The sequence below is a fragment of the Rhizobium croatiense genome, from assembly GCF_019793465.1.
GTDB classification, from domain to species: Bacteria; Pseudomonadota; Alphaproteobacteria; order Rhizobiales; family Rhizobiaceae; genus Rhizobium; species Rhizobium croatiense.
Genome location: NZ_JAILYJ010000010.1, coordinates 126,337 through 152,036 on the forward strand (window position 1 = coordinate 126,337; position 25,700 = coordinate 152,036).

The 25,700-nt window shown below is 62.5% G+C and carries 26 protein-coding genes; 21 read left to right on the forward strand and 5 right to left on the reverse strand.

The features are described from left to right. Positions 1 to 3 precede the first annotated feature (3 nt). The 4 genes from K6M89_RS17675 to K6M89_RS17690 form a co-directional block, all read right to left on the reverse strand. Positions 4 to 1,641: an ABC transporter ATP-binding protein gene (locus tag K6M89_RS17675; protein WP_222140328.1), complete on the reverse strand. Its 1,638-nt coding sequence runs from the start codon at positions 1,639 to 1,641 to the stop codon at positions 4 to 6. Next, positions 1,638 to 2,786, reverse strand: a complete 1,149-nt coding sequence (locus K6M89_RS17680; protein ID WP_222140329.1) for an ABC transporter permease — start codon at positions 2,784 to 2,786, stop codon at positions 1,638 to 1,640. The genes K6M89_RS17675 and K6M89_RS17680 overlap by 4 nt, the downstream gene beginning before the upstream one ends. After that, entirely contained in the window at positions 2,786 to 3,874 is a 1,089-nt protein-coding gene (locus tag K6M89_RS17685; RefSeq protein ID WP_222140330.1) for a microcin C ABC transporter permease YejB, read from the reverse strand. Before K6M89_RS17685 ends, K6M89_RS17680 begins: the two co-directional genes overlap by 1 nt. 150 nt (positions 3,875 to 4,024) lie before the next feature. Further along, on the reverse strand, positions 4,025 to 5,857 hold the full coding sequence (locus K6M89_RS17690) for an extracellular solute-binding protein (RefSeq protein WP_222140331.1): 1,833 nt from the start codon (positions 5,855 to 5,857) through the stop codon (positions 4,025 to 4,027). Positions 5,858 to 6,103: 246 nt separating this feature from the next. On the opposite strand from K6M89_RS17690, the gene mepA reads away from it, so the two are divergent. The 6 genes from mepA (at position 6,104) to K6M89_RS17720 (ending at position 12,122) form a co-directional block, all read left to right on the forward strand. Then, positions 6,104 to 7,207 (forward strand): penicillin-insensitive murein endopeptidase, encoded by a 1,104-nt coding sequence (gene mepA / locus K6M89_RS17695; RefSeq protein ID WP_222140332.1) that lies wholly within the window; start codon positions 6,104 to 6,106, stop codon positions 7,205 to 7,207. 84 nt (positions 7,208 to 7,291) lie between these two features. Further along, complete coding sequence (locus tag K6M89_RS17700; protein WP_097581316.1) at positions 7,292 to 7,672, forward strand: methylglyoxal synthase; 381 nt, start codon at positions 7,292 to 7,294, stop codon at positions 7,670 to 7,672. 17 nt (positions 7,673 to 7,689) lie between these two features. Further along, positions 7,690 to 8,715 carry a glucokinase gene (locus tag K6M89_RS17705; RefSeq protein WP_222140333.1) on the forward strand — a complete coding sequence of 342 codons (1,026 nt, stop codon included), beginning with the start codon at positions 7,690 to 7,692 and terminating at the stop codon, positions 8,713 to 8,715. Positions 8,716 to 8,837: 122 nt separating this feature from the next. Then, positions 8,838 to 10,625 carry an ABC transporter ATP-binding protein gene (locus K6M89_RS17710; RefSeq protein ID WP_222140334.1) on the forward strand — a complete coding sequence of 596 codons (1,788 nt, stop codon included), beginning with the start codon at positions 8,838 to 8,840 and terminating at the stop codon, positions 10,623 to 10,625. Positions 10,626 to 10,640: 15 nt separating this feature from the next. After that, the gene (dapB, locus tag K6M89_RS17715; RefSeq protein WP_222140335.1) at positions 10,641 to 11,465 is read left to right on the forward strand and encodes a 4-hydroxy-tetrahydrodipicolinate reductase; all 825 of its coding nucleotides are present in this window, start codon (positions 10,641 to 10,643) and stop codon (positions 11,463 to 11,465) included. Positions 11,466 to 11,486: 21 nt separating this feature from the next. Next, positions 11,487 to 12,122, forward strand: a complete 636-nt coding sequence (locus K6M89_RS17720; protein ID WP_222140336.1) for a 2,3-bisphosphoglycerate-dependent phosphoglycerate mutase — start codon at positions 11,487 to 11,489, stop codon at positions 12,120 to 12,122. 39 nt (positions 12,123 to 12,161) lie between these two features. On the opposite strand, the gene phnF is transcribed toward K6M89_RS17720, so the two are convergent. Beyond that, positions 12,162 to 12,899, reverse strand: coding sequence for a phosphonate metabolism transcriptional regulator PhnF (gene phnF / locus K6M89_RS17725; RefSeq protein ID WP_097581311.1), 738 nt, complete (start codon positions 12,897 to 12,899; stop codon positions 12,162 to 12,164). Positions 12,900 to 13,060: 161 nt separating this feature from the next. On the opposite strand from phnF, the gene phnG reads away from it, so the two are divergent. The 15 genes from phnG to K6M89_RS17800 all read left to right on the forward strand — a co-directional run bounded on the left by phnG (position 13,061) and on the right by K6M89_RS17800 (position 25,667). Beyond that, a complete protein-coding gene (gene phnG / locus K6M89_RS17730) occupies positions 13,061 to 13,537 on the forward strand; it encodes a phosphonate C-P lyase system protein PhnG (protein ID WP_222140337.1) in 477 nt (158 codons plus the stop codon). Then, positions 13,537 to 14,145 (forward strand): phosphonate C-P lyase system protein PhnH, encoded by a 609-nt coding sequence (gene phnH / locus K6M89_RS17735; RefSeq protein ID WP_222140338.1) that lies wholly within the window; start codon positions 13,537 to 13,539, stop codon positions 14,143 to 14,145. The genes phnG and phnH overlap by 1 nt, the downstream gene beginning before the upstream one ends. Before the next feature lie 4 nt (positions 14,146 to 14,149). Further along, on the forward strand, positions 14,150 to 15,256 hold the full coding sequence (locus K6M89_RS17740; RefSeq protein ID WP_222140339.1) for a carbon-phosphorus lyase complex subunit: 1,107 nt from the start codon (positions 14,150 to 14,152) through the stop codon (positions 15,254 to 15,256). Then, positions 15,253 to 16,128: an alpha-D-ribose 1-methylphosphonate 5-phosphate C-P-lyase PhnJ gene (locus tag K6M89_RS17745; RefSeq protein WP_029873730.1), complete on the forward strand. Its 876-nt coding sequence runs from the start codon at positions 15,253 to 15,255 to the stop codon at positions 16,126 to 16,128. The genes K6M89_RS17740 and K6M89_RS17745 overlap by 4 nt, the downstream gene beginning before the upstream one ends. Further along, positions 16,125 to 16,901: a phosphonate C-P lyase system protein PhnK gene (gene phnK, locus K6M89_RS17750; protein ID WP_222140340.1), complete on the forward strand. Its 777-nt coding sequence runs from the start codon at positions 16,125 to 16,127 to the stop codon at positions 16,899 to 16,901. Before K6M89_RS17745 ends, phnK begins: the two co-directional genes overlap by 4 nt. Positions 16,902 to 16,927: 26 nt before the next feature. Beyond that, complete coding sequence (gene phnL, locus K6M89_RS17755) at positions 16,928 to 17,635, forward strand: phosphonate C-P lyase system protein PhnL (RefSeq protein ID WP_222140341.1); 708 nt, start codon at positions 16,928 to 16,930, stop codon at positions 17,633 to 17,635. After that, the gene (locus tag K6M89_RS17760) at positions 17,632 to 18,249 is read left to right on the forward strand and encodes a DapH/DapD/GlmU-related protein (RefSeq protein WP_222140342.1); all 618 of its coding nucleotides are present in this window, start codon (positions 17,632 to 17,634) and stop codon (positions 18,247 to 18,249) included. Before phnL ends, K6M89_RS17760 begins: the two co-directional genes overlap by 4 nt. A 117-nt stretch (positions 18,250 to 18,366) precedes the next feature. Further along, entirely contained in the window at positions 18,367 to 19,209 is an 843-nt protein-coding gene (gene phnC, locus K6M89_RS17765) for a phosphonate ABC transporter ATP-binding protein (protein WP_222140343.1), read from the forward strand. A gap of 69 nt (positions 19,210 to 19,278) precedes the next feature. Then, complete coding sequence (phnD, locus tag K6M89_RS17770) at positions 19,279 to 20,190, forward strand: phosphonate ABC transporter substrate-binding protein (RefSeq protein ID WP_222140344.1); 912 nt, start codon at positions 19,279 to 19,281, stop codon at positions 20,188 to 20,190. Positions 20,191 to 20,259: 69 nt separating this feature from the next. Then, the gene (gene phnE / locus K6M89_RS17775; protein ID WP_222140345.1) at positions 20,260 to 21,240 is read left to right on the forward strand and encodes a phosphonate ABC transporter, permease protein PhnE; all 981 of its coding nucleotides are present in this window, start codon (positions 20,260 to 20,262) and stop codon (positions 21,238 to 21,240) included. Further along, positions 21,240 to 22,592: a phosphonate ABC transporter, permease protein PhnE gene (gene phnE / locus K6M89_RS17780; protein WP_222140346.1), complete on the forward strand. Its 1,353-nt coding sequence runs from the start codon at positions 21,240 to 21,242 to the stop codon at positions 22,590 to 22,592. The genes phnE (K6M89_RS17775) and phnE (K6M89_RS17780) overlap by 1 nt, the downstream gene beginning before the upstream one ends. A 120-nt stretch (positions 22,593 to 22,712) precedes the next feature. After that, positions 22,713 to 23,408, forward strand: coding sequence for a DUF1045 domain-containing protein (locus tag K6M89_RS17785; RefSeq protein ID WP_222140347.1), 696 nt, complete (start codon positions 22,713 to 22,715; stop codon positions 23,406 to 23,408). A 14-nt stretch (positions 23,409 to 23,422) separates the two neighbouring features. Next, the gene (locus K6M89_RS17790; RefSeq protein ID WP_222140348.1) at positions 23,423 to 24,562 is read left to right on the forward strand and encodes an alpha-D-ribose 1-methylphosphonate 5-triphosphate diphosphatase; all 1,140 of its coding nucleotides are present in this window, start codon (positions 23,423 to 23,425) and stop codon (positions 24,560 to 24,562) included. After that, positions 24,559 to 25,155 carry a phosphonate metabolism protein/1,5-bisphosphokinase (PRPP-forming) PhnN gene (gene phnN, locus K6M89_RS17795; RefSeq protein ID WP_097581298.1) on the forward strand — a complete coding sequence of 199 codons (597 nt, stop codon included), beginning with the start codon at positions 24,559 to 24,561 and terminating at the stop codon, positions 25,153 to 25,155. Before K6M89_RS17790 ends, phnN begins: the two co-directional genes overlap by 4 nt. 20 nt (positions 25,156 to 25,175) lie before the next feature. Then, positions 25,176 to 25,667: a GrpB family protein gene (locus tag K6M89_RS17800; protein WP_222140349.1), complete on the forward strand. Its 492-nt coding sequence runs from the start codon at positions 25,176 to 25,178 to the stop codon at positions 25,665 to 25,667. Positions 25,668 to 25,700: the final 33 nt, after the last annotated feature.

The following is a 25,700-nucleotide window of genomic DNA, read 5'->3' on the forward strand; positions in this document are numbered from 1 at the left end:
TCTTTACTGCTGCACGGCGGGCGTCGGCACCGCCTCGATGTTGAAGGCGGCGGCCATCAGCGCCTTGGTGTAATCGTCCTTCGGAGCACGGAAGATTTCCGAGGAGGGCCCCTGCTCCACCACCTTGCCGAAACGCATGACGATGACGTCGTTGGCAAGCGCCTTCACCACCTTCAGATCATGGCTGATGAAGAGATAGGCGAGGTCGTGCTTTTTCTGCAGGTCGCGCAGGAGATCGACGACCTGGGCCTGGACGCTCATATCGAGCGCCGAGGTCGGCTCGTCGAGCATGACGAAGCGCGGTTTGAGCACCATGGCGCGGGCAATGGCGATGCGCTGGCGCTGGCCTCCGGAAAATTCATGCGGGTAACGCCAGCGGGTCAGAGGGTCGAGACCGACCTCCTCCAGCGCCCAGCAGACGCGCTGGTCGCGCTCTTCGGCGCTCAAGGAGCGCTCATGCACCTTCAGCCCTTCGGCAATGATATCGCCGACCGACATGCGCGGGCTCAGCGAGCCGTAAGGATCCTGGAAGACGATCTGCAGCTGGTTGCGCAGCGGCCGCATCTCGCTGAACGAATAGCCGGCTATGTCCTTGCCGACGAAAGCGATCCGCCCTTGCGAGGAGATCAGCCGCGTGAGCGCCAGGCCCAGGGTGGTCTTGCCGGAACCGGACTCGCCGACGACGCCGAGCGTCTGCCCGGCGCGCAGCGATAAATCGATGCCGTCAACTGCCTTGACGTGGTCGACGACGCGGCGCATCAGCCCCGCCTTGATCGGGAACCAGACGCGAATGTCGGAACCTTCCATCACCACCGGCTTCGACGGATCGGCAAGCGGCGGTTCGCCGCGCGGCTCGGAGGCAAGGAGGTGCCGGGTATAATCGTGCTTTGGATTGGCGAAGACCTCCGCGACGGTTCCGGTCTCGACGATCCTGCCCTTGGTCATGACGCAGACGCGATCGGCGAATTTGCGTACGATTCCGAGATCATGGGTGATGAACAACAGCGACATGCCGTGCGCCGCCTTCAATTGCCGCAGCAGTTCGAGGATCTGCGCCTGCACGGTGACGTCGAGCGCCGTGGTCGGCTCGTCGGCGATCAGCAATTCCGGCCGGTTGGCGAGCGCCATGGCGATCATGACGCGCTGGCGCTGGCCACCGGACAGTTCGTGCGGATAGGCCTTCAACCGCTTCTCCGGCTCGCGGATGCCGACCTGGTTCAACAGTTCCAGCACGCGCTGGCGCGCCGACTGGCCGGTGATGCCCTGGTGCAGGGCGAGGATTTCGGCGATCTGCTTCTCGATCGTATGAAGCGGATTGAGCGAGGTCATCGGCTCCTGGAAGATCATGGTGATGTCGTTGCCGCGCACCTCGCGCAACGCCCGCTCCGACGCCTTCAAGAGGTCCTTGCCCTTGAACAGGATTTCGCCGGAGGGGTGGCTTGCGGAGGGATAGGGCAAAAGCTTCAGGATCGAATTGGCCGAGACCGACTTGCCGGAACCGGATTCGCCGACCAGCGCCACGACCTCGCCCTTGGCGATATCGAAGGAGATGTGATCGACGGCAAGCGAGGCTTCGCCGCCCTGATGAAAGGCAACCGAGAGATCGCGGACGGAAAGGAGCGGTTCTGTCATGTCATTCATTGAAACGTCTTCCTCGGGTCGAAGGCGTCGCGCACGGCTTCGCCGATGAAGATCAGCAGGGACAGCATGATCGACATGGCGAAGAAGGCCGTCAGCCCGAGCCATGGCGCCTGCAGGTTGGTCTTGCCCTGGGCGATCATCTCGCCGAGCGAGGGGGAGCCCGGCGGCATGCCGAAGCCCAGGAAATCGAGCGAGGTCAGCGTCGTGATCGAGCCGGAGAGGATGAAGGGCAGGAAGGTCAGCGTCGCGACCATGGCGTTCGGCAGCATGTGCCGCCACATGATGGTGCGGTTGTTGACGCCAAGCGCGCGGGCGGCGCGCACATATTCGAAATTGCGGGCGCGCAGGAATTCGGCGCGCACGACGCCGACGAAGCCGACCCAGGAAAAGAGCAGCATGATGCCGAGCAGCACGAAGAAGCCGGGCGGCAGGATGGCGGCGATGATGAGCAAGATGTAGAGCACCGGCATCGACGACCAGATCTCGATGAAGCGCTGCAGCAAAAGATCGGTCCAGCCGCCGAAATAACCCTGCACCGCGCCGGCCGTCACGCCGATGATCGCCGAGCAGATGGTCAGCGCCAGCCCGAAGAGCACCGAGATGCGGAAGCCGTAGATGACGCGGGCGAGCACGTCGCGGGCCTGATCGTCGGTGCCGAGCCAATTGAGATTGCCGAGCGTGCAGGCGGGATCGTTGATCCCTTGCGGATAGCCGGAGCAGCGCTCCTCCTTGGTCATCAGCCAGAAAGGAGCGGTCGGCGCCGAATGCGGAATGTTGGAATTGACCGAGCGGTAGGAATAGCGGACCGGCGGCCAGATCATCCAGCCATTGGCGTTGATCTCGTCTGCGATCACCGAGGAACGGTAATCGGTTTCGGCAAGGAAGCCGCCGAACTTCTCCTCGGGATAGTCGATCAGCACCGGAAACAGGATCTCGCCCTTGTAGGAGGCGACAATCGGCCGGTCGTTGGCGAGGAACTCGGCGAAGAGACTGAGCACGAAGAGCAGCAGGAACAGCCACAACGACCAGTAGCCGCGGCCGTTCGCCCGGAAATTCTTCCAGCGTCGGATGTTGGTCGGCGACAGCAGGCCCTTGAGCGGCGGCTTGACGGGTGTTGCGACGGCAGGATTTGCGGCAGCGTCCATCAGACATCCCTCCGCTCGAAATCGATGCGCGGATCGATCCAGGTGTAGATCAGGTCGGAGATCAGGCTGACGAAAAGGCCGAGCAGCGAGAAGATGTAGAGCGTCGCGAAGACGATCGGATAATCGCGGTTGACCACCGAGAGATAGCCGAGGCGGCCGAGGCCATCGAGCGAGAAGATGTTCTCGATCAGCAGCGAGCCGGTGAAGAAGGCGGAGATGAAGGCGCCGGGAAAACCGGCGATGATGATCAGCATGGCATTGCGGAACACATGGCCATAAAGCACCTGCCGCTCGTTCAGGCCCTTGGCACGGGCGGTGACGACATATTGCTTCTTGATCTCCTCGATGAAGGAATTCTTGGTGAGCAGCGTCGTCGTGGCGAAGGCGGCGAGTGAAAGCGAGATCAGCGGCAAAGTGAGGTGCCAGAAATAATCGAGCGGCTTCTGCCACCAGGCGAGCTGGTCGAAATTGTCGGAAACCAGGCCCCGCAGCGGGAACCAGTCGTAAAAGGAGCCGCCGGCGAAAAGCACGATCAGCAGGATGCCGAAGAGAAAGCTCGGCACGGCATAACCGATGACAATGACGCCCGAGGTCCAGACATCGAAGGTCGATCCGTCCTTGACCGCCTTGCGGATGCCAAGCGGAATGGAGATCGCGTAGGAGAAGATCAGGATCCAGATGCCGAGCGAGATCGACACCGGCAGCTTTTCCTTGATGAGGTCGAGCACCGAGGTGTTGCGGAAGAAGCTCTCGCCGAAATCGAAGCGGATGTAGTTCCACATCATCTCGCCGAAACGCGTCAGCGGCGGCTTGTCGAAGCCGAATTGTTTTTCAAGCTTGGCGATCAGCTCCGGATCGAGCCCCTGGGCGCCGCGATATTTCGAGCTTTCTTCGCCTCCTCCTCCGCCGAGAAGATCACCGCCGCCGGACAGGCGCTGATCGGCGCTGTCGGCCTGGCCGGTCAGCTGGGCGATCACCTGCTCGACCGGACCGCCGGGGGCGAATTGAACGACGATGAAGGAAATCGCCATGATGCCGACAATGGTCGGAATCATCAAAAGCAGGCGGCGAATGACATAAGCGCCCATCAGCCTTCAGCCTCCGGGAAAGTTTTTCTTGTCTGCACACCGTTCAGTCCAATGCCGCTCAATCCGCCAGCCTTCCCTTGCCGGCCCCGCCGGCTTGTCGTGATTCGCTTTCGCCATTTGGAGCCCAGGCCCGCTGCAATGCAAGCCCACTCATTTTGCCGAGGTGGACCACCAGGCGTCCGGAAAACCAAGGCTGTAGGCCGGAAACTCCGCCGGATGCGTAATGGTGTTCCAATAGGCAACGTTTTGCGTCTCGCGGTAGAACAGCGGGATGACGTAGTGATTTGCAAGCAGGACCCGGTCCATGGCCTTGATCGCCGCTATCTGCTCATCGCGGTTCGGCGCGAAGATAATCATGCGAATAAGCTCATCGACGGCGGGGTTGGCAATGCCGGCATAATTGCGAGAACCCTGCTGATTGGCCGAGCTGGAACCCCAGTAGTTGGCCTGCTCATTGCCCGGATTCATCGTTTCCGCCCAAACATTCCAGATCATGTCGAAGTCGAAGCTGCGCTCGCGATTGACGGCTTGCGACGCGTCGACTGTACGGACGCTCGCATGAATCCCGATTTTCTTGAGGTTGTTAGTGTACGGCACCGCCCAGCGCTCCAACATTGGGCTCGACAAAAGGATCTCGAAACTCATCGGTTGGCCGGTTTTGGAGTTGACCATCCGGTTGTTCTTGAGCTCCCACCCGGCTTCTTTCAATAGTGCTATAGCCTTGCGGAGGTTGTCGCGGCTTTTCTGCGGATCACCACCGACAGGATTGGTATAAGGCGTCGTAAAGACCTCTGGCGGAACTTTGTCCTTCAGCCCCTGCAGTATTTCAAGTTCCCGTCCCTGCGGCAGGCCGGAGGAGGCGAGGTCGGTGTTCCAGAAATAGCTGTCGATCCGCTTATAACTGTTGAAAGCAACCGTGCGGTTCAACTCCTCGAAATCGAAACCGTAATTCAGCGCCTTGCGAACCCTGATGTCCTTGAAGAGGTCGCGCCGCATGTTGGGCACGAGGGCTTGCAGGATGCCGGTAGAGCGAAGCGGGTTTGCAACCTCCTCCTTCTTGACGCGTCCTTCCTTCACTGCGGGAAAATCATATCCCGTCGCCCAGCGGGCAGCGGTGGTTTCCTGCCAGTAGTCGCTGTTGCCGGCGCGAAAGGCTTCGAACTCGACGTCCCGATCACCGAAATAAGTGTAGATGACGTTGCGGAAATTGTTCTGGCCGACATTCACATTGAGGTCCCTGCCCCAATAGTCATCACGCAGTTCATAGCGGATCGTGGCGCCGGGCGAGAAGGAGGCGATCTTGTAAGGTCCCGACCCCATCACCGGCTCCAGGGTCGTCTTGGTAATGTCGCGCGGTTTACCGTCCGGTCCCGGCGCCTCCCACCAATGTTTGGGGACGACCATCAACTGGCCAAGAATGTTCGGCAGTTCTCGATTGTTCTTCTCATCGAAGGTGAAAGTGACATCACGCTCGCCCGTCTTTTCCGCTTTGACGACGTGCTGATAGTAGTTGCCGGCAATCGGGTTCAACTCCTTGGTCTTGCTCAGACTGAAGATGACGTCTTCGGGCGTTACCGGCTGGCCATCCGCCCATTTCGCTTCCTTGCGCAGTCGAAAGGTCGCGCTTGAGACGTCATCGGGATAGGAGAGCCCTTCGGCAAGCAGGCCGTAGGAGACGAGGAGTTCGTCATCGGCCGGCTTTAGCAAGGTGTCGTAAACAAGCGACAGGCCTACCGCTGTCTGGCCCTTCGCAAGAAGAGGATTGAAGGTATCGAAGGCACCGCTTGCGGACAGACGGAGATCGCCACCTTTTGGGGCATCGGGATTGACGTAGTCGAAATGCGCAAAGCCAGGCTTGTACTTCATCTCGCTGACGACCGAGCTTCCGATCTGAAATGGCTGGTCCTGGCCCGCGGCCGTCAATGGCGCCAACACACCCGCAAGCGCCAGAAACACACCGATCTTCAACCACAGAACCGCCATTCACACTTTCCCCTGATTTTTCATAGATTCGACAATACGAGAAATAGGGGCGAAAAACAGGAGAGAGTTTGGTTTTTGCCGGGCTCGCGAAATTTTGAGCCCTTATCGGCGTCAGCAATCGCAGATGCCTTGACCGCTGCGGCGTTCCGTCACCGCCGCCTCCGGCGTCCGCCCGGCAAATCATCGATTCACCAAAATCTCTTTTCACGTTAGATTCGCAGACAAATCACTTCTCAAGGGAACAGCATGGCATTCGGCTTCACTCAAGCTTTCAGGACATTCGGCAGACTGGCGCTCGCCGGCGCAATCGGCGCGGGCCTTGCCGCCGGCGAAGTCGGCGCCGGGCAGAAGACGCCAAGCCCGGGCAGCGCCAAGGCGCTGTTCGCCGGCGCCAGCCTGCCGACGCAGGGACCGGCGCAGCCGATCGGCTTCTACGCCAAGGGCTGCATGACCGGAGCCGTGGCGCTGCCGACCGACGGGCCGACCTGGCAGGCGATGCGGCTTTCGCGCAACCGCCGCTGGGGCAATCCCGCGATGATCGCGCTCTTGGAACGGTTTTCGCAAGATGCGGTCAGATACGCCGGCTGGCCGGGCATTCTTGTCGGCGACATCGCCCAGCCGCGCGGCGGGCCGATGCTGAACGGCCATTCCTCGCACCAGATCGGCCTCGATGCCGATATATGGTTCATGCCAATGCCGGCGCGCCGCCTGACGGCAGAGGAGCGTGAAAACCTGCCTTTCACCACCATGCTGCAAAAGAACAAGTTCCTGACCGTCAATCCCAAGGTATGGACGGAGTCGCGGGCGCGTCTCTTGATGCTGGCGGCAAGCTATCCCCAGGTGGAGCGCATTTTCGTCAATCCCGCCATCAAGAAGAAGATGTGCGACACCTGGACGGGCGATCGCACCAACCTCGGCAAGCTCCGGCCGATATACGGCCATGACTCGCATTTTCACATCCGTATGAAGTGCCCGCCCGGTGCAGCCGGATGCACCCCGCAAGCAGCCGTCGCCGCGGGGGACGGCTGCGATAAGTCGCTCGCGTATTGGTTCACGCCGGCGCCTTGGGCGCCGCCGAAACCGCCAAAACCGGACGCCAAGCCGCCGAAGCCGCCGCGCGAGATGATGGTCTCCGACATGCCGAAGGCCTGCGCCGCCGTGCTCGACGCCGCTTCCGTCACCTCGATGCAGGCCGCCACCTACGGCGGACCTTCCGCCGCGGGCGGACCTTCTGCCGCGAGCGCGCTTGCCGCCGCACCGGCCGCGGCGCCGGCCGCCGACGATGACGATGACGACGGAGAACTGCCCGATGTCGGCCCGGTTCCGAACGACAAGCCGGTGGTCCAATGAGGAGCGCCCGGCGCTGTCTTTCAAATCGCAAATTCTTGGTATAGAAGCGGTCAAATCGATTGAATTATTGGGTCGGAGGGATTGATGGCCGGCGGCAAATGCCTCGCATTGATTGCGCATGATCAGAAGAAGGACGACATGGCCGCGTTCGCCCGCGCCAACAAGGACCTTCTCTCGCGCTGGAAGATCGTCGCCACCGGCACGACCGGCGGGCGGGTGCTCGATGCCGTGCCCGACCTCGACGTCGTCAGGCTGAAAAGCGGGCCGCTTGGGGGCGACCAGCAGATCGGCGCGCTGATTTCGACCGGTGAGGTCGATGCCTTGATCTTCTTCGTCGACCCGCTGACGCCGATGCCGCATGATGTCGACGTGAAGGCGCTGATGCGGCTGGCGATCGTCTACGACATTCCGATGGCTCTCAACCATGCGACCGCTATAAAGCTCCTTCCCACCCTCGAAGCCTGATCAGCACGGAACCGGCCATGCCAAAACCGAACCACAGCACCGCTCCGCTGCCCTTCCCGATCCTGATCGGCGATATCGGCGGCACCAATGCCCGCTTCTCCATCCTGTCCGATGCCTATGCCGAGCCGAAGCAGTTTCCGAACGTGCGCACGGCCGATTTCGTAACGATCGACGAAGCGATCCAAAAGGGCGTGCTCGACAAGACCGCTGTGCAACCGCGTTCAGCGATCCTTGCCGTCGCCGGCCCGATCAACGACGACGAGATCCCGCTGACCAATTGCGACTGGGTGGTGCGGCCGAGAACGATGATCGAGGGCCTCGGCATCGAAGACGTGCTCGTCGTCAATGATTTCGAAGCACAGGCGCTGGCGATCGCCGCCCTGTCGGATGAAAACCGCGAGCGCATCGGCAATGCCACCGGCGACATGATCGCCTCGCGCGTCGTGCTCGGACCCGGCACCGGCCTCGGCGTCGGCGGGCTCGTGCATGCCCAACACAGCTGGATCCCGGTCCCCGGCGAAGGCGGCCATATCGATCTCGGGCCGCGCAGCACGCGCGACTATGAGATTTTCCCGTATATCGAGACGATCGAAGGCCGCGTCTCGGCCGAGCAGATCCTCTGCGGGCGCGGCCTCGTCAATCTCTATAACGCCATCTGCATCGTCGACGGCATCCAGCCGACGATCAAGGATCCGGCCGACATCACCTCGCACGCGCTTGCCGGCAGCGACAAGGCCGCCGTCGAGACCGTCTCGCTGTTTGCCACCTATCTCGGCCGCGTGGCCGGCGACATGGCGATGGTGTTCATGGCGCGCGGCGGCGTCTACCTCTCCGGCGGCATCTCGCAGAAGATCCTCCCGGCCCTGAAGAAGCCGGAATTCCGCGCGGCCTTCGAGGACAAGGCGCCGCACACCGCCCTGCTTCGCACCATCCCGACCTATGTGGTGACGCATCCGCTGGCAGCCCTTGCCGGGCTTTCCTCCTATGCGCGCATGCCGGCCAATTTCGGCGTCTCGACGGAAGGCCGCCGCTGGCGGCGCTGATCCAGCGCGCGTCCCACCTGGACGCGCCGCACTCTAGCCAAACCGATCCCAACTCTTTATAGAGCCGCCAAAAGCACGCGTCGCCCCTGCGCCGCGTTGGGTCGAGACAGGAAAGCTCATTATTGGAAGCGGCGGAAAGCAGAAAGCAGAGCGTCAGCAGCGATACCGTCACCGGCATCCTGAAGCGCATCATCGCTGAAAACGGCCGCGACCATCTCTGGGGTTATGTCTTCGCGATTGCCTGCCTCATCATCGTGGCGCTTTCGACGGCGTTCACTGCCTGGATCATGCGGGCGATCATCGATGAGGCCTTCGCCAATCGCCGCGCCGACGTTGTCTGGATCATCTGTCTTTCGATCTTCGTCGCCTTCGTGCTGCGCGGTTTTGCGAGTTACGGTCAGGCAGTGGCGCTCTCCAAGGTCGGCAACGATATCGTCGCGCGATATCAGCGCCGCCTTTATGCGCATCTGATGACGCTTTCCGTCGGCTTCTTCAGCGAGGCGCGCTCGGCCCATATCGCCGCGCAGGTCAGCCAGAACGTCAGCGGCATCCGCGACGTGCTCAACCTGACGATAACCTCGACAGTGCGCGACCTCCTGACCTTCGTTTCGCTGATCGGCGTGATGGTCCTCCAGGACCCGCTGCTCAGCCTTGCCGTGTTCATCATGGCGCCGCCGCTGCTCTATGCGTTGCGTTATGTTTCCAAACGGCTGCGCTCGGCAACCCGCGAGGCCGTGCATCTGAACAGCCACGTGCTGGGCGCCATGCAGGAGACGATCCAGGGCATTGCCATCGTGAAAGCCTTCACGATGGAAGAGGAGCTGGAACGCAAGGTCAACAAACTCATCAAAGGCGCCGAAAACCGGGCGAACCGGATTGCCCGGCTTTCCGAACGCACATCGCCGCTGACCGAGAGTTTTGCGGGCTTTGCCGTCGCCAGCGTGCTCGCCTATGCCGCCTACCGCTCGATCTACTATAATGTGCCGCCGGGCGCCTTCTTCTCCTTCGTCACGGCGCTGCTGCTGGCCTATGACCCGGCACGCCGGCTCGCCCGCCTGCAGGTTCAGATGGAGCGTGCCGTCGTCAATGCGCGGATGATCTATGAACTGCTCGACATGGAGCCGCGCCAGCGCGACCTGCCGGATGCTCAGCCGCTGACGGTGACGCAAGCCAAGATCGAATTCCGCAACGTTTCCTTCGGCTACGGCAATGAGAGCGTGTTGAGCGGCGTCAGCTTCATCGCCGAGGGCGGCGCGACGACGGCGCTGGTCGGGCCTTCGGGGGCCGGCAAATCCACGGTCGTCAACCTCATTCCCCGCTTTTACGATCCGCGCGAGGGCGAGATCCTGATCGACGGACAGGACATCGCCCACATTACCAAGAAGTCGCTGCGCCAGCAGCTCGCCTATGTCTCGCAGCAGCCTTACCTGTTCGAGGGCACGATCCGCGACAATATCCGCTACGGCCGGCCGGAAGCCACCGACGCCGAGGTGGAAGAGGCGGCCCGGCTTGCCTATGCGCATGACTTCATCTGCGCCCAGCCGCAGGGTTACGACACGCCGGTCGGCGAAAACGGCGTGACGCTTTCGGGCGGCCAGCGCCAGCGGCTGTCGATCGCCCGGGCCCTGGTGCGCAACGCGCCGATCCTGCTGCTCGACGAGGCGACGTCGGCGCTGGACACCGAATCCGAAGCCGCCGTGCAGAAGGCGCTCGACGAGGCGATGACCGGGCGCACCGTCGTCGTCATCGCCCACCGGCTCTCGACCGTGGTGCGCGCCGACAAGATCGTCGTCATGCAGCAGGGCCGGGTCGTCGAGGAAGGCAATCATGAGACGCTTGCGAAGGTCAGCGACGGTCTTTACGCTCGCCTCAACAATCTGCAGAGGCCTTCGGCCTCCGATACAAACTGACCTGGCGAGACCGAAATGAGCGATGCTGCGATGAAACTGGTGGTGGTCGGCGCGGCAGGGCGCATGGGACAGACGTTGATCCGGCTCATCCATTCGATCGAGGGCGTGACTTTGCATGCCGCCGTCGAGCGCCCCGGTTCACCGTTCGTCGGCAAGGATGCCGGCGAGATTGCCGGGCTCGGGCCGACCGGCGTCATCATCGGCGACGATCCGCTCAATGCCTTCCTGCATGCCGAGGGCGTGCTCGACTTCACCTCGCCGGCAGCGACGGTGGATTTTTCGGGCCTCGCTGCCCAGGCCCGCATCGTCCATGTCGTCGGCACCACCGGCTGTTCGGAAGACGACAATGCCAGGATCGCCGCGGCCGCCCGCCATGCCCGCGTCGTCAAGTCGGGCAATATGAGCCTCGGGGTCAATCTGCTCAGCGTGCTAGCCGAGCAGGCAGCCCGGGCGCTCGATCCTGATGACTGGGATATCGAAATCTTGGAAATGCATCACAAGCACAAGGTGGATGCGCCTTCCGGCACCGCGCTTCTTCTCGGCGAGGCAGCGGCCAAGGGGCGCGGCATCGGTCTGGCCGCGAAATCGGTCCGGGTGCGCGACGGCCATACCGGCGCCCGTGAGGCCGGCACGATCGGCTTTGCGACGCTGCGCGGCGGCTCCGTCATCGGCGAGCATTCCGTGCTTTTCGCCGGAGAAGGTGAAATCGTCACCCTGTCGCACAGTGCGGCCGACCGCTCGATCTTCGCGCGCGGCGCCATCAAGGCGGCTCTCTGGGCGCGCGACAAGAAGCCGGGTCTCTATTCCATGCTCGACGTGCTCGGGCTTTCTTCCCAATAACGACATTTCGGAGACATATTCATGAGCGGAACCCTCGTCCTCGTTCGCCACGGCCAGAGCGACTGGAACCTGAAGAATCTCTTCACCGGCTGGAAGGATCCCGATCTGACTGAACTCGGCATCCAGGAAGCCAATGCCGGCGGCACAGCACTCGCCGAATACGGGATCAAATTCGACGTCGCCTATACCTCGGCGCTGGTGCGCGCCCAACACACGCTGAAGCTCATCCTCGACAAGGTCGGCCAGCCCGACCTGCAGACGATCCGCGATCAGGCGCTGAACGAGCGGGACTACGGCGACCTCTCCGGGCTCAACAAGGACGATGCCCGCGCCAAATGGGGCGAGGAACAAGTCCATGTCTGGCGCCGCTCCTACGACGTGCCGCCTCCTGGCGGCGAAAGCCTGCGCGATACCGGCGCCCGCGTCTGGCCCTATTACCTCACCGAAATCTTGCCGCGGGTACTGCGCGGCGAGAAAGTGCTGGTCGCCGCCCACGGCAATTCGCTGCGCTCACTCGTCATGGTGCTCGACAAGCTCAGCAAGGAAGGCGTGCTTGACCTCAACCTCGCGACCGGCGTCCCCATGGTCTACAAGCTGAACGCCGATTCTACCGTCGCTTCCAAGGAAGTGCTCGGCGACATGTCCGGCGCACATTGAAGCCAACGGCCTTCCCTGTCAGTGCAGGGAAGGCCGTCCTCAGTTCTCGATGGTGAACTGCACCCGGTCGGCCGCAAACCGGCTGATGGAATACTGCACCGGCACGCCGTCGAGATCGGTATTCATCGCCTTGGCGATCAGAAGGATCGCCCCTGGGGTGAGTTCGAGATCGGCCAGATCAGCCGTATCGGCGTGCGCCGCCGTCACCTCGGTGGTCGCCCGGACATAATCCGCCAGCCCAAGTTCGGCGAAAGCCTTGGTGATCGATTGATGTTTGCGGTAGGCCTCGCCGATCCCGGCGAAACGCTCGGCGGGAAACCAGCTCGTCGCTTTTGACACCGGCCGCTTATCGGCCTCGCGCAGCGTTTCCAACCGGATCACTGTTGCTCCCGGCTTCAGCCCCAGCCAGCGGGCGATCTCAGAGCTCGCCTCCTCCTTCACCTCATCGAGCAACAGGCTGCGCATCTCGCGCGCCTGATCGCCGATGCCGGCGGTAAAGCGGGTGCGCCTGGTGATCGGGAAATTCAGCCGCTCCTTGCGTTCGATCAATGTGCCGCGACCTTGCACCGCCCGGACGATGCCCTCCTGCGCCAAAGCTGCCAAGGCGCTGCGCACCGTATGCCGGTTGACGCCGAATTGCAGCGCCAGAACGGTTTCTGGCGGCACCATTCCGGTTTCATCATAGGCGCCGTTGCCGATCGCCTCGCGAATCCGGTCGGCGATCTGGCGCCAGAGCGCCACGCCGGTCTGCCTTTGCACCTGCTTCAGTCCCGCCATTCCATCCCTGCCCTGCCATTCGCGCCTTTTTAACACTCTTCACGCGCCTGAAAAGACGTGGCCGCGCTGCAGGATGTCACACGCTTGTCACCGCAGCGATTTAGGACTAGATATAGCTTGTATGGTTGTCTATATCAATAGACATTTTAAGGGAAGCGGCTATGATATCAGCGGACAGCAACAACGCTGCGTCACAGACGGCATCGGGGCGCAAACGCGCCGCCGATCTGCTGGCACGCGCAGAACGCAGCGAACTCTCGGCGGCCTGGAATGCGTTGCCGCAAAAGCCTGCGGCGCATCCGGTGCGTGGACCGGAGACCGGGCTGGTGATGGTGCGCGGACGCATCGGCGGCGGCGGCGCTCCCTTCAATCTTGGCGAGGTGACAGTGACGCGCGCGACGGTCCGGCTCGACTCCGGCTTGATCGGCCATGCGCAGGCGCTCGGCACCGACCGCGAGAAGGCGCGGCTTGCGGCGATCTTCGATGCGCTCTGGCAGGAGGAGGCGACGACGGATTTCGTCGAACGAGCGCTGCTTTTGCCGATCACTGAGCGGATCGCCGCTGCCGAACGCCGCAAGGCCGACGAGACGGCGGCGACCCGCGTCGATTTCTTCACCATGGTGCGGGGAGACAACTGATGGGTTTCAAGACGGACGCCTTGACCGGCGGCTTTGCCGAGCCGGTCTTCCATGCCCAGAGCGTCTTCAAGATGCTGATGGACGGCATGGCCCGTCCCGGGACGATCCAGACCGTTCAGCCCGATGTCGCGCCGCCTGCGCCGCTCGGCATTGCCGCCGGCGCGATCGCGCTGACTCTTTGCGACCACGACACGCCGGTCTGGCTTTCGCAGGGGCTAACGAAATCCGGCGCGCCGGAATGGCTCGGCTTCCACGTCGGCGCGCCGCTGACCACGGAGAAGGCCGAGGCACGCTTCGCCTTCACCGAAGCCGGCGCCGCGCTTTGCCCCTTCGGCCTCTTCGCCTCGGGCACGCAGGAATATCCCGACCGCTCGACGACGCTCATTATGGAGCTCTCCGAACTCGAGGGTGGGCGCCGGATGGCGCTGATCGGCCCCGGCATCCAGAGTGTCGCGGACATTGCGCCGGTTGGCCTGCCGGAGACCTTCCTGCGGCTCTGGACCGAGAACCGCGCGCTCTTCCCGCGCGGCATCGACATCGTGCTGACATCGGCCGCGCGCTTCCTCTGCTTGCCGCGCACCACCAAAATCACTGCAACGGAGATCTGAGCTCATGTATGTTGCCGTCAAGGGTGGCGAGGCCGCCATCGCCAATGCCCACCGCCTGCTTGCCGACCGCCGCCGCGGCGACCGTTCGCTGCCGGCGATCGGCATCGACCAGATCGTCGCGCAGCTGGCGCTCGCCGTCGACCGCGTCATGGCCGAGGCCTCGCTTTTCGACCGTACGCTCGCCGCACTCGCCATCCGCCAGTCGCGCGGCGATATGATCGAGGCGATCTTCCTGCTGCGCGCCTATCGCACGACGCTGCCGCGCTTCGGTTATTCCAAGCCGCTCGACACGGCTGAAATGACGATCGAACGGCGTATCTCGGCGACTTACAAGGATCTGCCGGGCGGCCAGCTTCTCGGGCCGACCTTCGATTATACCCACCGGCTGCTCGACCCGTCGCTGCTGGCCGACGAGGCGGTCGAGACGCCGGCGCAGCGCGCCGCCGAGACCGGCCGCGTCATGCGCGTCTCCGAAATTCTCGGCGAGGAAGGCCTGATCGAGGCCGATGGCGACATGCCGGAGGATCACGAGATCGGCGATCTGACGCGCGAGCCGATGGAATTTCCGATGAGCCGCGACCTTCGCCTGCAGGCGCTCGCCCGCGGCGACGAAGGCTTTTTGCTGGCGCTCGGTTATTCCACCCAGCGCGGCTACGGCCGCAACCATCCCTTCACCGGCGAGATCCGCATCGGCGAGGTCGAGGTCGAATTCGACGTGCCGGAACTCGGCTTCGCCGTCTCGCTCGGTAGGATCCAGATCACCGAATGCCAGATGGTCAACCAGTTCAAGGGTTCGGCCAAGGCGCCGCCGCAATTCACCCGTGGCTACGGCCTGGTCTTCGGCCAGAGCGAGCGCAAGGCGATGGCGATGTCGCTGGTCGACCGGGCGCTTCGCGCCGAAGAGCTCGGCGAGGATATCACCGCGCCGGCACAGGACGAGGAATTCGTCATCTCGCACTCCGACAACGTCCAGGCGACGGGCTTCGTCGAGCACCTAAAGCTTCCTCATTATGTGGATTTCCAGGCCGAACTCGATCTCGTCCGCCGCATGCGCCGCGAATTCGAAGCCGCCCGCAACGGTGGTGAAGACATGAAGGAAGCCGCTGAATGACCGATCTGGCCAGCTACAACTTCGCCTATCTCGACGAACAGACCAAGCGGATGATCCGCCGGGCTATCCTGAAGGCAATCGCCATTCCCGGTTACCAGGTGCCCTTCGCCTCGCGCGAAATGCCGATGCCCTACGGCTGGGGCACCGGCGGCGTGCAGGTGACGGCCTCGATCATCGGACCGGACGACGTGCTGAAGGTCATCGACCAGGGTGCCGACGATACGACCAACGCCGTTTCCATCCGCGCCTTCTTCCAGAAGGTCGCCAATGTCGCGGTGACGACGCATACCAAGGATGCGACGATCATCCAGACGCGCCACCGCATTCCCGAGGAAAAACTCGGACCCGGCCAGGTGCTCGTCTACCAGGTGCCGATCCCCGAGCCGCTGCGCTTCCTCGAACCGCGCGAGACCGAGACCCGCAAGATGCATGCACTCGAAGAATACGGCCTCATGCATGTAAAGCTCTACGAGGACATCGCCCATAACGGCCGCATCTCGCGGACTTACGCCTATCCGGTGAAGGTCCATGGCCGCTATGTCATGGACCCGTCGCCGACGCCGAAATTCGACAATCCGAAGATGCATATGTCGGACGCGCTGCAGCTCTTCGGCGCCGGACGCGAGAAACGCATCTATGCGGTTCCGCCCTATACCGACGTCGTCAGCCTGGATTTCGAGGATTATCCCTTCGATATCCAGCGTTTCGATAAACCCTGCGCCCTATGCGGTGCGGAGGATGTCTATCTCGACGAGGTGGTTCTCGACGACAAGGGCGGGCGGATGTTCGTCTGCTCCGACACCGATCATTGCGAAGACCGCCGCGCGCACGGGCATGCCGGCGAGATGCTGGCCCGGGAGGCTGCAGAATGAGCGATACGCCCCTCCTCAAAGTCCATGACGTTTCGAAATTCTACGGCAACCGCATCGGCTGCCGCGACGTCTCCTTCGAGCTCTGGCCCGGCGAAGTGCTCGCCATCGTCGGCGAGTCCGGCTCCGGCAAGACGACGCTGCTCAACTGCCTCTCCACCCGGCTGCTGCCGAGCACCGGCAGCGTCGAATATCATATGCGCGATGGCAGCTACCGCGATCTCTACCGCATGAACGAGGCCGAGCGGCGCTTCCTGATGCGCACCGATTGGGGCTTCGTGCACCAGAACCCGGCCGATGGCCTGCGCATGACGGTGTCGGCCGGCGCCAATGTCGGCGAACGCCTCATGGCGATCGGCGACCGGCATTACGGCAAGATCCGCTCCACCGCCATCGACTGGCTGGAACGCGTCGAGATCGATGCCGACCGCATCGACGACCAGCCGCGCGCCTTTTCCGGCGGCATGCGTCAGCGATTGCAGATCGCCCGCAACCTCGTCACCGGCCCACGCCTCGTCTTCATGGATGAGCCAACCGGCGGCCTCGACGTCTCGGTGCAGGCGCGCCTGCTCGATCTCGTGCGCGGTCTCGTCAACGATCTCGGCCTCTCGGCCATTATCGTCACCCACGATCTCGCCGTCGCCCGCCTGCTCTCGCACCGGATGATGGTGATGAAGGACGGCTACGTCATCGAACACGGGCTCACCGACCGCGTGCTCGACGACCCGCGCGAACCTTATACGCAGCTGCTCGTCTCCTCGATCCTGCAGGTCTGAGGTCCGAAACCAAGGAAGAAGAAATCATGGCAACGCCCCTCGTCGTTTCCGAAGTCTCGAAGAGCTTCACCATGCATCTGCGCGACGGTATCAAGCTGCCTGTCGTCTCCAATGTCGCCTTCTCGGTCACATCGGGCGAATGCGTCGTCCTCGGTGGCCCATCGGGCATTGGAAAGAGCTCGCTGCTCAAGATGATCTACGGCAATTATGCCGTCGACACCGGCCAGATCCTCATTCGCCACGACGGACGCATCGTCGATCTGGCTTCCACCGATCCGCGCACCGTGCTCAACGTCCGCCGCAATACGCTCGGTTATGTCAGCCAGTTCCTGCGCACCGTGCCGCGCGTCGCGGCGATCGACGTGGTTGCCGAACCGCTGGTGGCACGCGGCGAGGACGCCGTCACGGCACGGGAAAAGGCGGGCACCCTGCTTGCCAGGCTCAATCTGCCGGAAACGCTCTGGCAGCTTCCGCCCGCCACCTTCTCCGGCGGCGAGCAGCAACGCGTCAACATCGCGCGCGGCTTCATCACTGAGCACACGATCCTGCTTCTCGACGAGCCCACAGCCTCACTCGATGCCAGGAACCGCGCCGTCGTCGTCGGCATGATCGCGGAAAAGAAGAAGGCGGGGGTGGCCCTTCTCGGCATCTTCCACGACGAAGAGGTGCGCGAAGCCGTCGCCGACCGCATCCTCGACGTCCAGCAATTCTCACCCAGAAAGATCGCTGCATGAGCCGCAAGCTGGGTATCGAGCCCTACTTTCATGAGACGGCATCCGTCAGCGATTCCACCTTCGGGCGCTATACGGAGGTGTCTGAACGCTGCCGCATCAGCGAGGCCACGTTCGGCGACTATTCCTACATCATGCAGGATGGCTCCGTCTGGTGTGCGACGATCGGCAAGTTCGTCAATATCGCCGCCGCCGTGCGCATCAACGCCACCAACCATCCGACCTGGCGCGCGACACTGCATCATTTCACCTATCGCGCCGCTGACTATTGGCCAGACGGCGACATGGAGACGGACTTCTTCGCCTGGCGGCGCGCAAACCGCGTGACGATCGGCAACGACGTCTGGATCGGCCACGGGGCGACGATCCTGCCCGGCGTCAACGTCGGCAACGGCGCGGTGATCGGGGCCGGCGCCGTCGTATCGAAGGACGTCGCGCCTTACGCGATCGTCGGCGGCGTACCGGCCAAGCTCATCCGCGAGCGCTTTCCAAGAGAGGTCGGCAAACGGATGGACAGGCTTTCCTGGTGGGACTGGGAGCATGACCGACTGCGTCAGGCGCTCCAGGATTTCCGCAACCTGACCGCGGAAGATTTCCTATCTCGCTACGACGGCTAAACCCCCGATATTGGGGCGGAGAATTGTGACAGGACTTACACAAATATGACATGTGAGGTTCATCAAGCGGGACTAATGCGATGCTGACCAAGGCCTGGATCGCAAGGGAAGAGCATGATGTTCGAGCTGAAGAATGTCACACGTCGTTTCGGAAAAAAGCTCGCTGTCGATTCCGTCACGCTCGCCATTCCCCAAGGCCAGATGGTCGGCATCATCGGCCGCTCCGGCGCCGGCAAGTCGACGCTGCTGCGCATGATCAACCGACTTCAGGAGCCGAGCTCCGGCTCCATCCAATTCGCCGGTGTCGAGGTCTCCGGGCTTCGCGGCCGGGCGCTGCGCAACTGGCAGCGCGACTGCGCGATGATCTTCCAGCAGTTCAACCTGGTGCCACGCCTCGATGTTCTCACCAATGTCATGCTCGGCCGCCTCAATCACCGCTCGACGTTCCTGAGCCTCCTCAACATCTTCACCCGCGAGGAACGCGTGCACGCGATCGCGGCCCTCGAACGCCTCGGCATCGAGCAGACGGCGCTGCAGGCGGCCGGCACGCTTTCCGGCGGCCAGCAGCAACGCGTGGCGATCGCCCGCGCGCTGATGCAGAACCCGAAGATGGTTCTTGCCGACGAGCCGATCGCCTCGCTCGATCCGCTGAACGCCAAGATCGTCATGGATGCGCTGCGCGACATCAACGAGCGCGAGGGCATCACCGTCATCACCAACCTCCACACGCTCGATACCGCCCGCAACTATTGTGAGCGCATCGTCGGCATGGCCGGCGGCCGCGTGGTCTTCGACGGCAAGCCGTCCGAGCTGACCGCCGAAGCGGTGAAGGCGATCTACGGGACTGACAAGGACGGCGCCGGCATCGACGAAACCATGACGTCGACCAGCCTCGAATCCACGCGCCGCGCCGAGGCCTCATCATCCGGCATGATGGCCAAAACAGCCGCCATGCATTGACCCGTGTCCGGCCGACGGGACAACGGCCGGAGAACCAACTGACAAGCCACGTCACAACAGGAGACTTCCATGTCTGCATTCCGCAAGATTTTGATGGCAACCATCGCCGTAGCCGCCCTCGCCGGCAATGCCGCCGCTCAGGACGTCAAAGTCCTCCGCATCGGTCTCGATGGCGGTGAAAACGAAGCCGACCAGGTGCGCCGTACCGAGTGCGTCAAACCAGGCCTGATCGCCGCCACCGGCGTTTCCGAAGTGCAGCTCTTCCCGTCGCCGAACTATAACGGCGTCATCCAGGGCCTTCTCGGCGGCACGATCGATCTCACCGTCATGGGCGCCTCCTCGTACGCGGCTATCTACCTCAAGGATCCGAACGCCGTTACCCCGGTTCTCACGACCAAGCAGGCCGACGGTTCGACCGGCTACTACTCGATCATGGTGGCCCGCAAGGATTCGGGCATCAAGACGCTCGCCGACGCCAAGGGCAAGAAGCTCGGCTTCGCCGATCCGGACTCCACCTCGGGCTACCTTGTTCCGAACGTTGCCCTGCCGAAGGACATCGGCGTTCCCGTCAAGCAGTATTTCTCTGAAACCGGCTTTGGCGGCGGCCACGAAAACCTCGTCCTCGGTGTTCTCGACAAGAAGTTCGATGTCGGCACCACCTTCGGTTCCGCTCAGGGCGATTGGGCGCAGGGCTACACCTCCGGCAACCTGCACCAGATGGTCGCCAAGGGTCTGCTCGACATGGACGATATCGTCCAGGTCTGGAAGTCGCCGCTCATCCCGAATGGCCCGCTGATGGTTTCCCAGAAGCTGCCGGCCGATCTCCAGAAGAAGGTTACCGCTTACTTCGCAGAGCTGCCGAAGAAGGACATGAGCTGCTTCGAATCGTTCACCGGCGGCGGCTACGTTGACTGGTCGCCGGTCGACCAGAGCTTCTACCAGACGATCATCGATGCCCGCAAAGCCGTTATCGGCGGCTGATCCTCGGTCTGTGCAATCTTCCGGCGGCATCGTCACGATGCCGCCGCGTTCCAAATAAGGAAGCCACATATGGCGCACTCGGCCGGAGCGGATCATCTGAACGGACTGCAGGAAAGCTCCCGTACGATCCTCGACAATTACCAGAACCAAGTCCGAACTCGCCGGATTTATACGGCCGTCTCCATCGTGATCTTCCTGATTATCCTCGGCACTTCGCTCGATTTCGCCAACAGCGCCAACTCGGGCAAGTTCTTTGAGCGCCTGCCCTATTTCTTCGATTTCATGAAGAGCTTCGTGCCGGACAGCCCGCTGGAGATCTTCCGCGCCATGTTCGACCTGCCGTCGCCCTACTCCGACGGTTCGATAAAATACGACTATACAAGCGACCGCGTCTGGATCACCGACAGTTTCTACATACCGAATCTCTTCTACGAGCTCGCGATCACGCTCAACATCGCCATCGTCTCCACCATATTGGGTGCGAGCGGCGCGTTCCTGCTCTGCTTTTTCGCGTCCACCAACCTCGTCGGTGCAGGTCTCACGCGCTGGATCGTGCGGCGCATCATGGAGATCATGCGCGCCTTTCCAGAGATCGTCACCGCCGGTCTTCTCGCGGCGATCCTGTCGATCGGCCCTATCTCAGCAATCATCGCGGTGTGGTTCCACACCGTCGGCGCGCTTGGAAAGCTGTTCTTTGAAGTTGTCGAGAACGCCGACATGAAGCCGGATGAAGGCCTGCGCGCCGTCGGAGCCGGCTGGCTGGAGCGTGTACGTTTTGCCATCCTGCCGCAGGTGCTCCCGAACTTCGTTTCCTACACGCTGCTGCGTACCGAGATAAATGTGCGTGCCTCGACCATTATCGGCGCCGTCGGCGGCGGCGGCATAGGCGAGGTATTCAGCCTGTCGATTGGACGCGACCATGCCGCCAAGACTTACGCAATCATCATCCTGCTGCTGATCACCGTCATTTGCGTTGATCAATTTTCCGCCTGGCTGCGTCAACGGCTGATCGGCCGGCAGTCCTTCGAATTTGGCCGGGGAGCAGCGTGATGTCCTCTGGCCTGACCATGAACGCCGTCGAACGCAACCGCCTGCTGACCGCCTATCCGGACGTCTTCCACCGCAGCTTCATGCAGCGATGGGGCCTTCTCCTCATCTCTGCGGCAGTCCTCGTCTACCTTGCCTTCTGCTTCGCCTTCTTCAACGTCATTCCGACTTTCGTAAACGGCAACTGGGATCGCGCAGCAATCTATGTTCAGGACTGGTATTCCTGGCGTGCCCAGCCGCGCTTGCGTTTCCAGAACGATCAGGTCGTCCCACAATGGACAAGCCGTCGCCAGTATCCCGAAGGCGCTGAGATCTACTGGCTCAAGCCCAGCGCCGATGGGCGCAGATACACTGTCACCTTCGGCAGCGACGGTGACCGTCTGGAAGTGAGCCCAAGCCGCGTTGACGTCTATATCGACGGCAAGCTCTATCCCGTCACCATCACCCGCGACCGTGCCTCTTTGCCTGCCGATGCGCCAGTCCAGATGCAGCAGGACGACAACAAGGTGAATGTCTATTACGGTTTTTCCGGGCAGGCAGAAATCCGCACCAGCCAGGTCTACGTACAGCGCCGCTTTCTCGGCTGGGCGAACTTCTTCTTCGATACGCAATCGCCCTTCTGGGGCCGCAGCCTGCCCGAAGTCGTGGGCCTGATGTTCTCGGGCGCACGACTCGATGCAAATCAATCCAACGCGTCGCTGGCATTGGACAACTTCCTCAACAACGCGAGCTGGCAGCACGGCGACATCCTGTCGAAACTGATGCAGACACTGGTCATGGCCTTTGTCGGCACATTATTCGGCACCCTGGTTGCTTTTCCGCTCGCCTTCATCGCCGCACGCAACATCATGCGTAACCGCGCTGTGAACTGGGCCACGAAGCGGCTCTTCGATTTCCTGCGCTCGATCGACATGCTGATCTGGGCGTTGTTCTTCACCCGTGCCTTCGGTCCGGGGCCGCTTCCCGGGATCGCGGCGATTTTCTTCACCGATACCGGCGCGCTCGGAAAAGTCTACGCCGAAGCCCTCGAGAACATCGACGACAAGCAGCGTGAGGGCGTCAAGTCGGTGGGTGCGGCGCCAGTTGCCGTTCAACGTTTCGGCGTCGTTCCACAAGTCCTGCCGGTCTTCATCTCGCAATCACTTTATTTCTGGGAATCGAATACCCGTTCGGCAACCGTGATCGGCGCCGTCGGTGCGGGCGGCATTGGCCTGAAATTGCTGGAATCCATGAAGACAAATTCGGACTGGGACAAAGTCGCCTACATGGTGCTTCTGATACTCCTGGTCGTCTTCGCCTTCGACAACCTCTCGAATGCGCTGCGATCGCGCGTGATGGGGAAAAAGAACCACTGACAAGCTGCCGTCATCATCATTCTGTCACCGAAATCTTTTAGCCGGGAGCCTGCTTGCGGTTGGCCGCCAAATCACTGCACATTGCGCTCCCCCGTCTCGACGATCCCCAGGATAAAAGCCTTGCGCTACGCTCTCTATTTCTCGCCGCCGAAGGATGATCCCCTGACCGGCGCCGCCTCGCGCTGGCTCGGCCGCGATGCTTTCACCGGCGAGGCCTATCCTGCGCCGGAGCATGAGACGCTCAGTGCGGAAGAGCAGTTCGACCTGACCGCCGACCCGCGACGCTACGGCTTTCACGCCACGATCAAGGCGCCATTTTCACTTGCCGCCACCGTCACCGAGAAGGATCTCATGGCGGTTGCGGAGGAATTTGCCGCCAGCACGCCGGCCTTCGAGATTCCCGAGCTCGTACTCGGCCAGCTCGGCCGTTTTTTTGCCCTTGTTCCCGGCTCTCTTCATCAACCTCTTCAGGATTTCGCCGCGAAGGTGGTAAAATCCTTCGAGCCGTTTCGCGCCGCACTCTCCGAGGCCGACACCAACAGGCGCAATCCGGAGAAGCTCAGCGACAGCCAACGCGCCAATCTGCATCGCTGGGGTTATCCTTACGTCATGGAGGATTTCGGCTTTCACATGACGCTGAGCGGTCAGGTACCGGAGACGCGCGCCGCAGTGATGAAAGCGATCTTGGCCGAGCGTTTTGCCGGTTTCACCGGCCGGCCGCTCTCGATTTCCGGCCTTGCCGTCTTCACCGAGGAGACGCGCGGCGCCCCGTTCAAAGTTCATTCCTGGCTGCCGCTTACCGGCGCCAAACGCTGAAAGATCAAAGGCTTATGAGCAAAGAGACCGTGTTTTCCAACGCCCGCATCGTTCTTGAGGACGATATCGTCCTCGGCTCGATGCTCATTCGTGATGGCAAGATCGCCGACATCTCCGAAGGCAATTCGGTAGCCGGCGAAGATTTCGAAGGCGACTTCATCATTCCCGGCCTCGTCGAGCTGCACACCGACCATCTCGAAGGCCATTATCAGCCGCGTCCCGGCATCCGCTGGAACAAGACGGCCGCGGTCCAGGCGCATGACGCCCAGATCGTCACATCAGGCATCACGACGGTCTTCGACTGCCTGCGCATGGGCGCGGACGAAGACGGCGGCTTCGAACATGGCGAGATGCGCGAGATGGCCGACGCCATCCAGGCGGCGGAGAAGGAAGGCCGGCTGCGCGCCGAACACTTGCTCCATCTGCGCTGCGAGGTTTCGGCCGACAATGTTCTCGAACATTTCGCCGATTTCGAAAACGATCCGCATGTGCGGCTCGTCTCGCTGATGGATCACGCGCCCGGCCAGCGGCAGTTCCAGACGATGGATCAATACATCTTCTACTACCAGAAGAAGCGGGGCCTGAGCGACGAGGTCTTCGCCCGTTTCGTCGCCAAGCGCCAGGCGGAATCGGCGCGCAATTCGACGCCGCATCGCAACGCCATCGCCCAGGTCTGCGCCGAACGCGGCATCACCGTTGCAAGCCATGACGACGCCACACTCGCCCATGTCGACGAGGCGATCGACAACGGTGTGCGGCTTGCCGAATTCCCGACCAGCCTCGATGCGGCCCGGGCCTCGCATGAACACGGCATGAGCGTGCTGATGGGGGCGCCGAACATCGTGCGCGGCAAATCCCATTCCGGCAATATCGCCGCCCGCGACCTCGCCGAGATGGGCGTGCTCGACGTGCTGTCCTCCGATTACGTGCCGCTCAGCCTGCTGCATGCGCCCTTCATCCTCGCCGACGAGGTCGAGAGCATCACGCTGCCGAAGGCGATCGCGATGGTGACGTCGACGCCCGCCCGCACCGTCAGTCTCGACGATCGCGGCCGGATCGCGACAGGGCTGCGCGCCGATCTCGTCCGCGTCCACCGCTCGCATGGCGTGCCGGTGACACGCTCCGTCTGGCGCCAGGGACGCCGTGTCGCATGACGCCGCACGAACCCCACCCCGGAGCCGGAGCCGAGCGCGGCATCATGGTCGTCGTCGTCGGGCCGAGCGGCGCCGGCAAGGACACGCTGATGAACCTTGCCGCGCGGCATTTCGCCGGCCGCGCCAACATTCATTTCACCCGCCGCGTCATCACCCGCCACCGCGACGCCGGCGGCGAAGACCATCTTTCCGTCTCCCTCCAAGGCTTTGCGGCGATGGAACAGTCGGGCTCCTTCGCCGTCTGGTGGGAGGCGCACGGCTTGAAATACGGCATTCCGGCCGAGGTCTCGGTGGCATTGTCGCGCGGCCATGTCGTCGTCGCCAATGGTTCACGCTCGGCGCTTCACCGTTTCCAGGCCGCCTTCCCGCGGCTCAAGGTGATCAACGTCACCGCTCGCCCCGAAGTGCTCGCCAGCCGGCTGGAGGCGCGCGGGCGCGAGACGCATGAGGATATCATGGCGAGACTCGCCCGCGGGCCGCTGACGGTGCGCGGCGACTACGACGTGGCGGAGCTCGACAATAGCGGCTCGCTGGAAGAGGCCAAACAGAAGATGGTCGCGATCCTCGACGGGCTGCTCTCCGAGGTGCATTGACCGCAATTGAAGGGAAGGGCATGCGCGCCATCAAAGTGATCGACTACGATCCCTCCTGGCCGCGGCGCTTTGCCGAAATCAGCGCCGAAATCTCCGTCTTGCTCGGCGATGTCGTGCTGTCCAGCAGCACGTCGGTGCCTGGCCTGGCGGCCAAGCCGAAAATCGACCTCGATGTCGTCACCATCTCAGACGATGTTCTGCCGGCGGCTATCGACATCCTGCGCGCTGCCGATTTTGTCTTCCACGGCGACTTGGGAGAGAACCGCTGGGCCCTCACTCGAGATCACCAAGCCTATGGCTTCAAGCTCTATCTTTGCGACCCCGCCAACCTCGCGCATCGGCAACGCATCCTGTTTCGCGACTATCTCAGGGATCATACCGACAGGGCCGAAGCCTATGCCGATCTCAAACGCCGGCTGGCCGCGGAGGCGGACGACGACTGGGATTTTTATACCGGCGGAAAATCGGCCTTTGTCGACGAGACGATACGATTGGCCACGTTGAGAACCTGAGACTGAAGCGCCTGCGGCGCTCCGGCCGTCCCC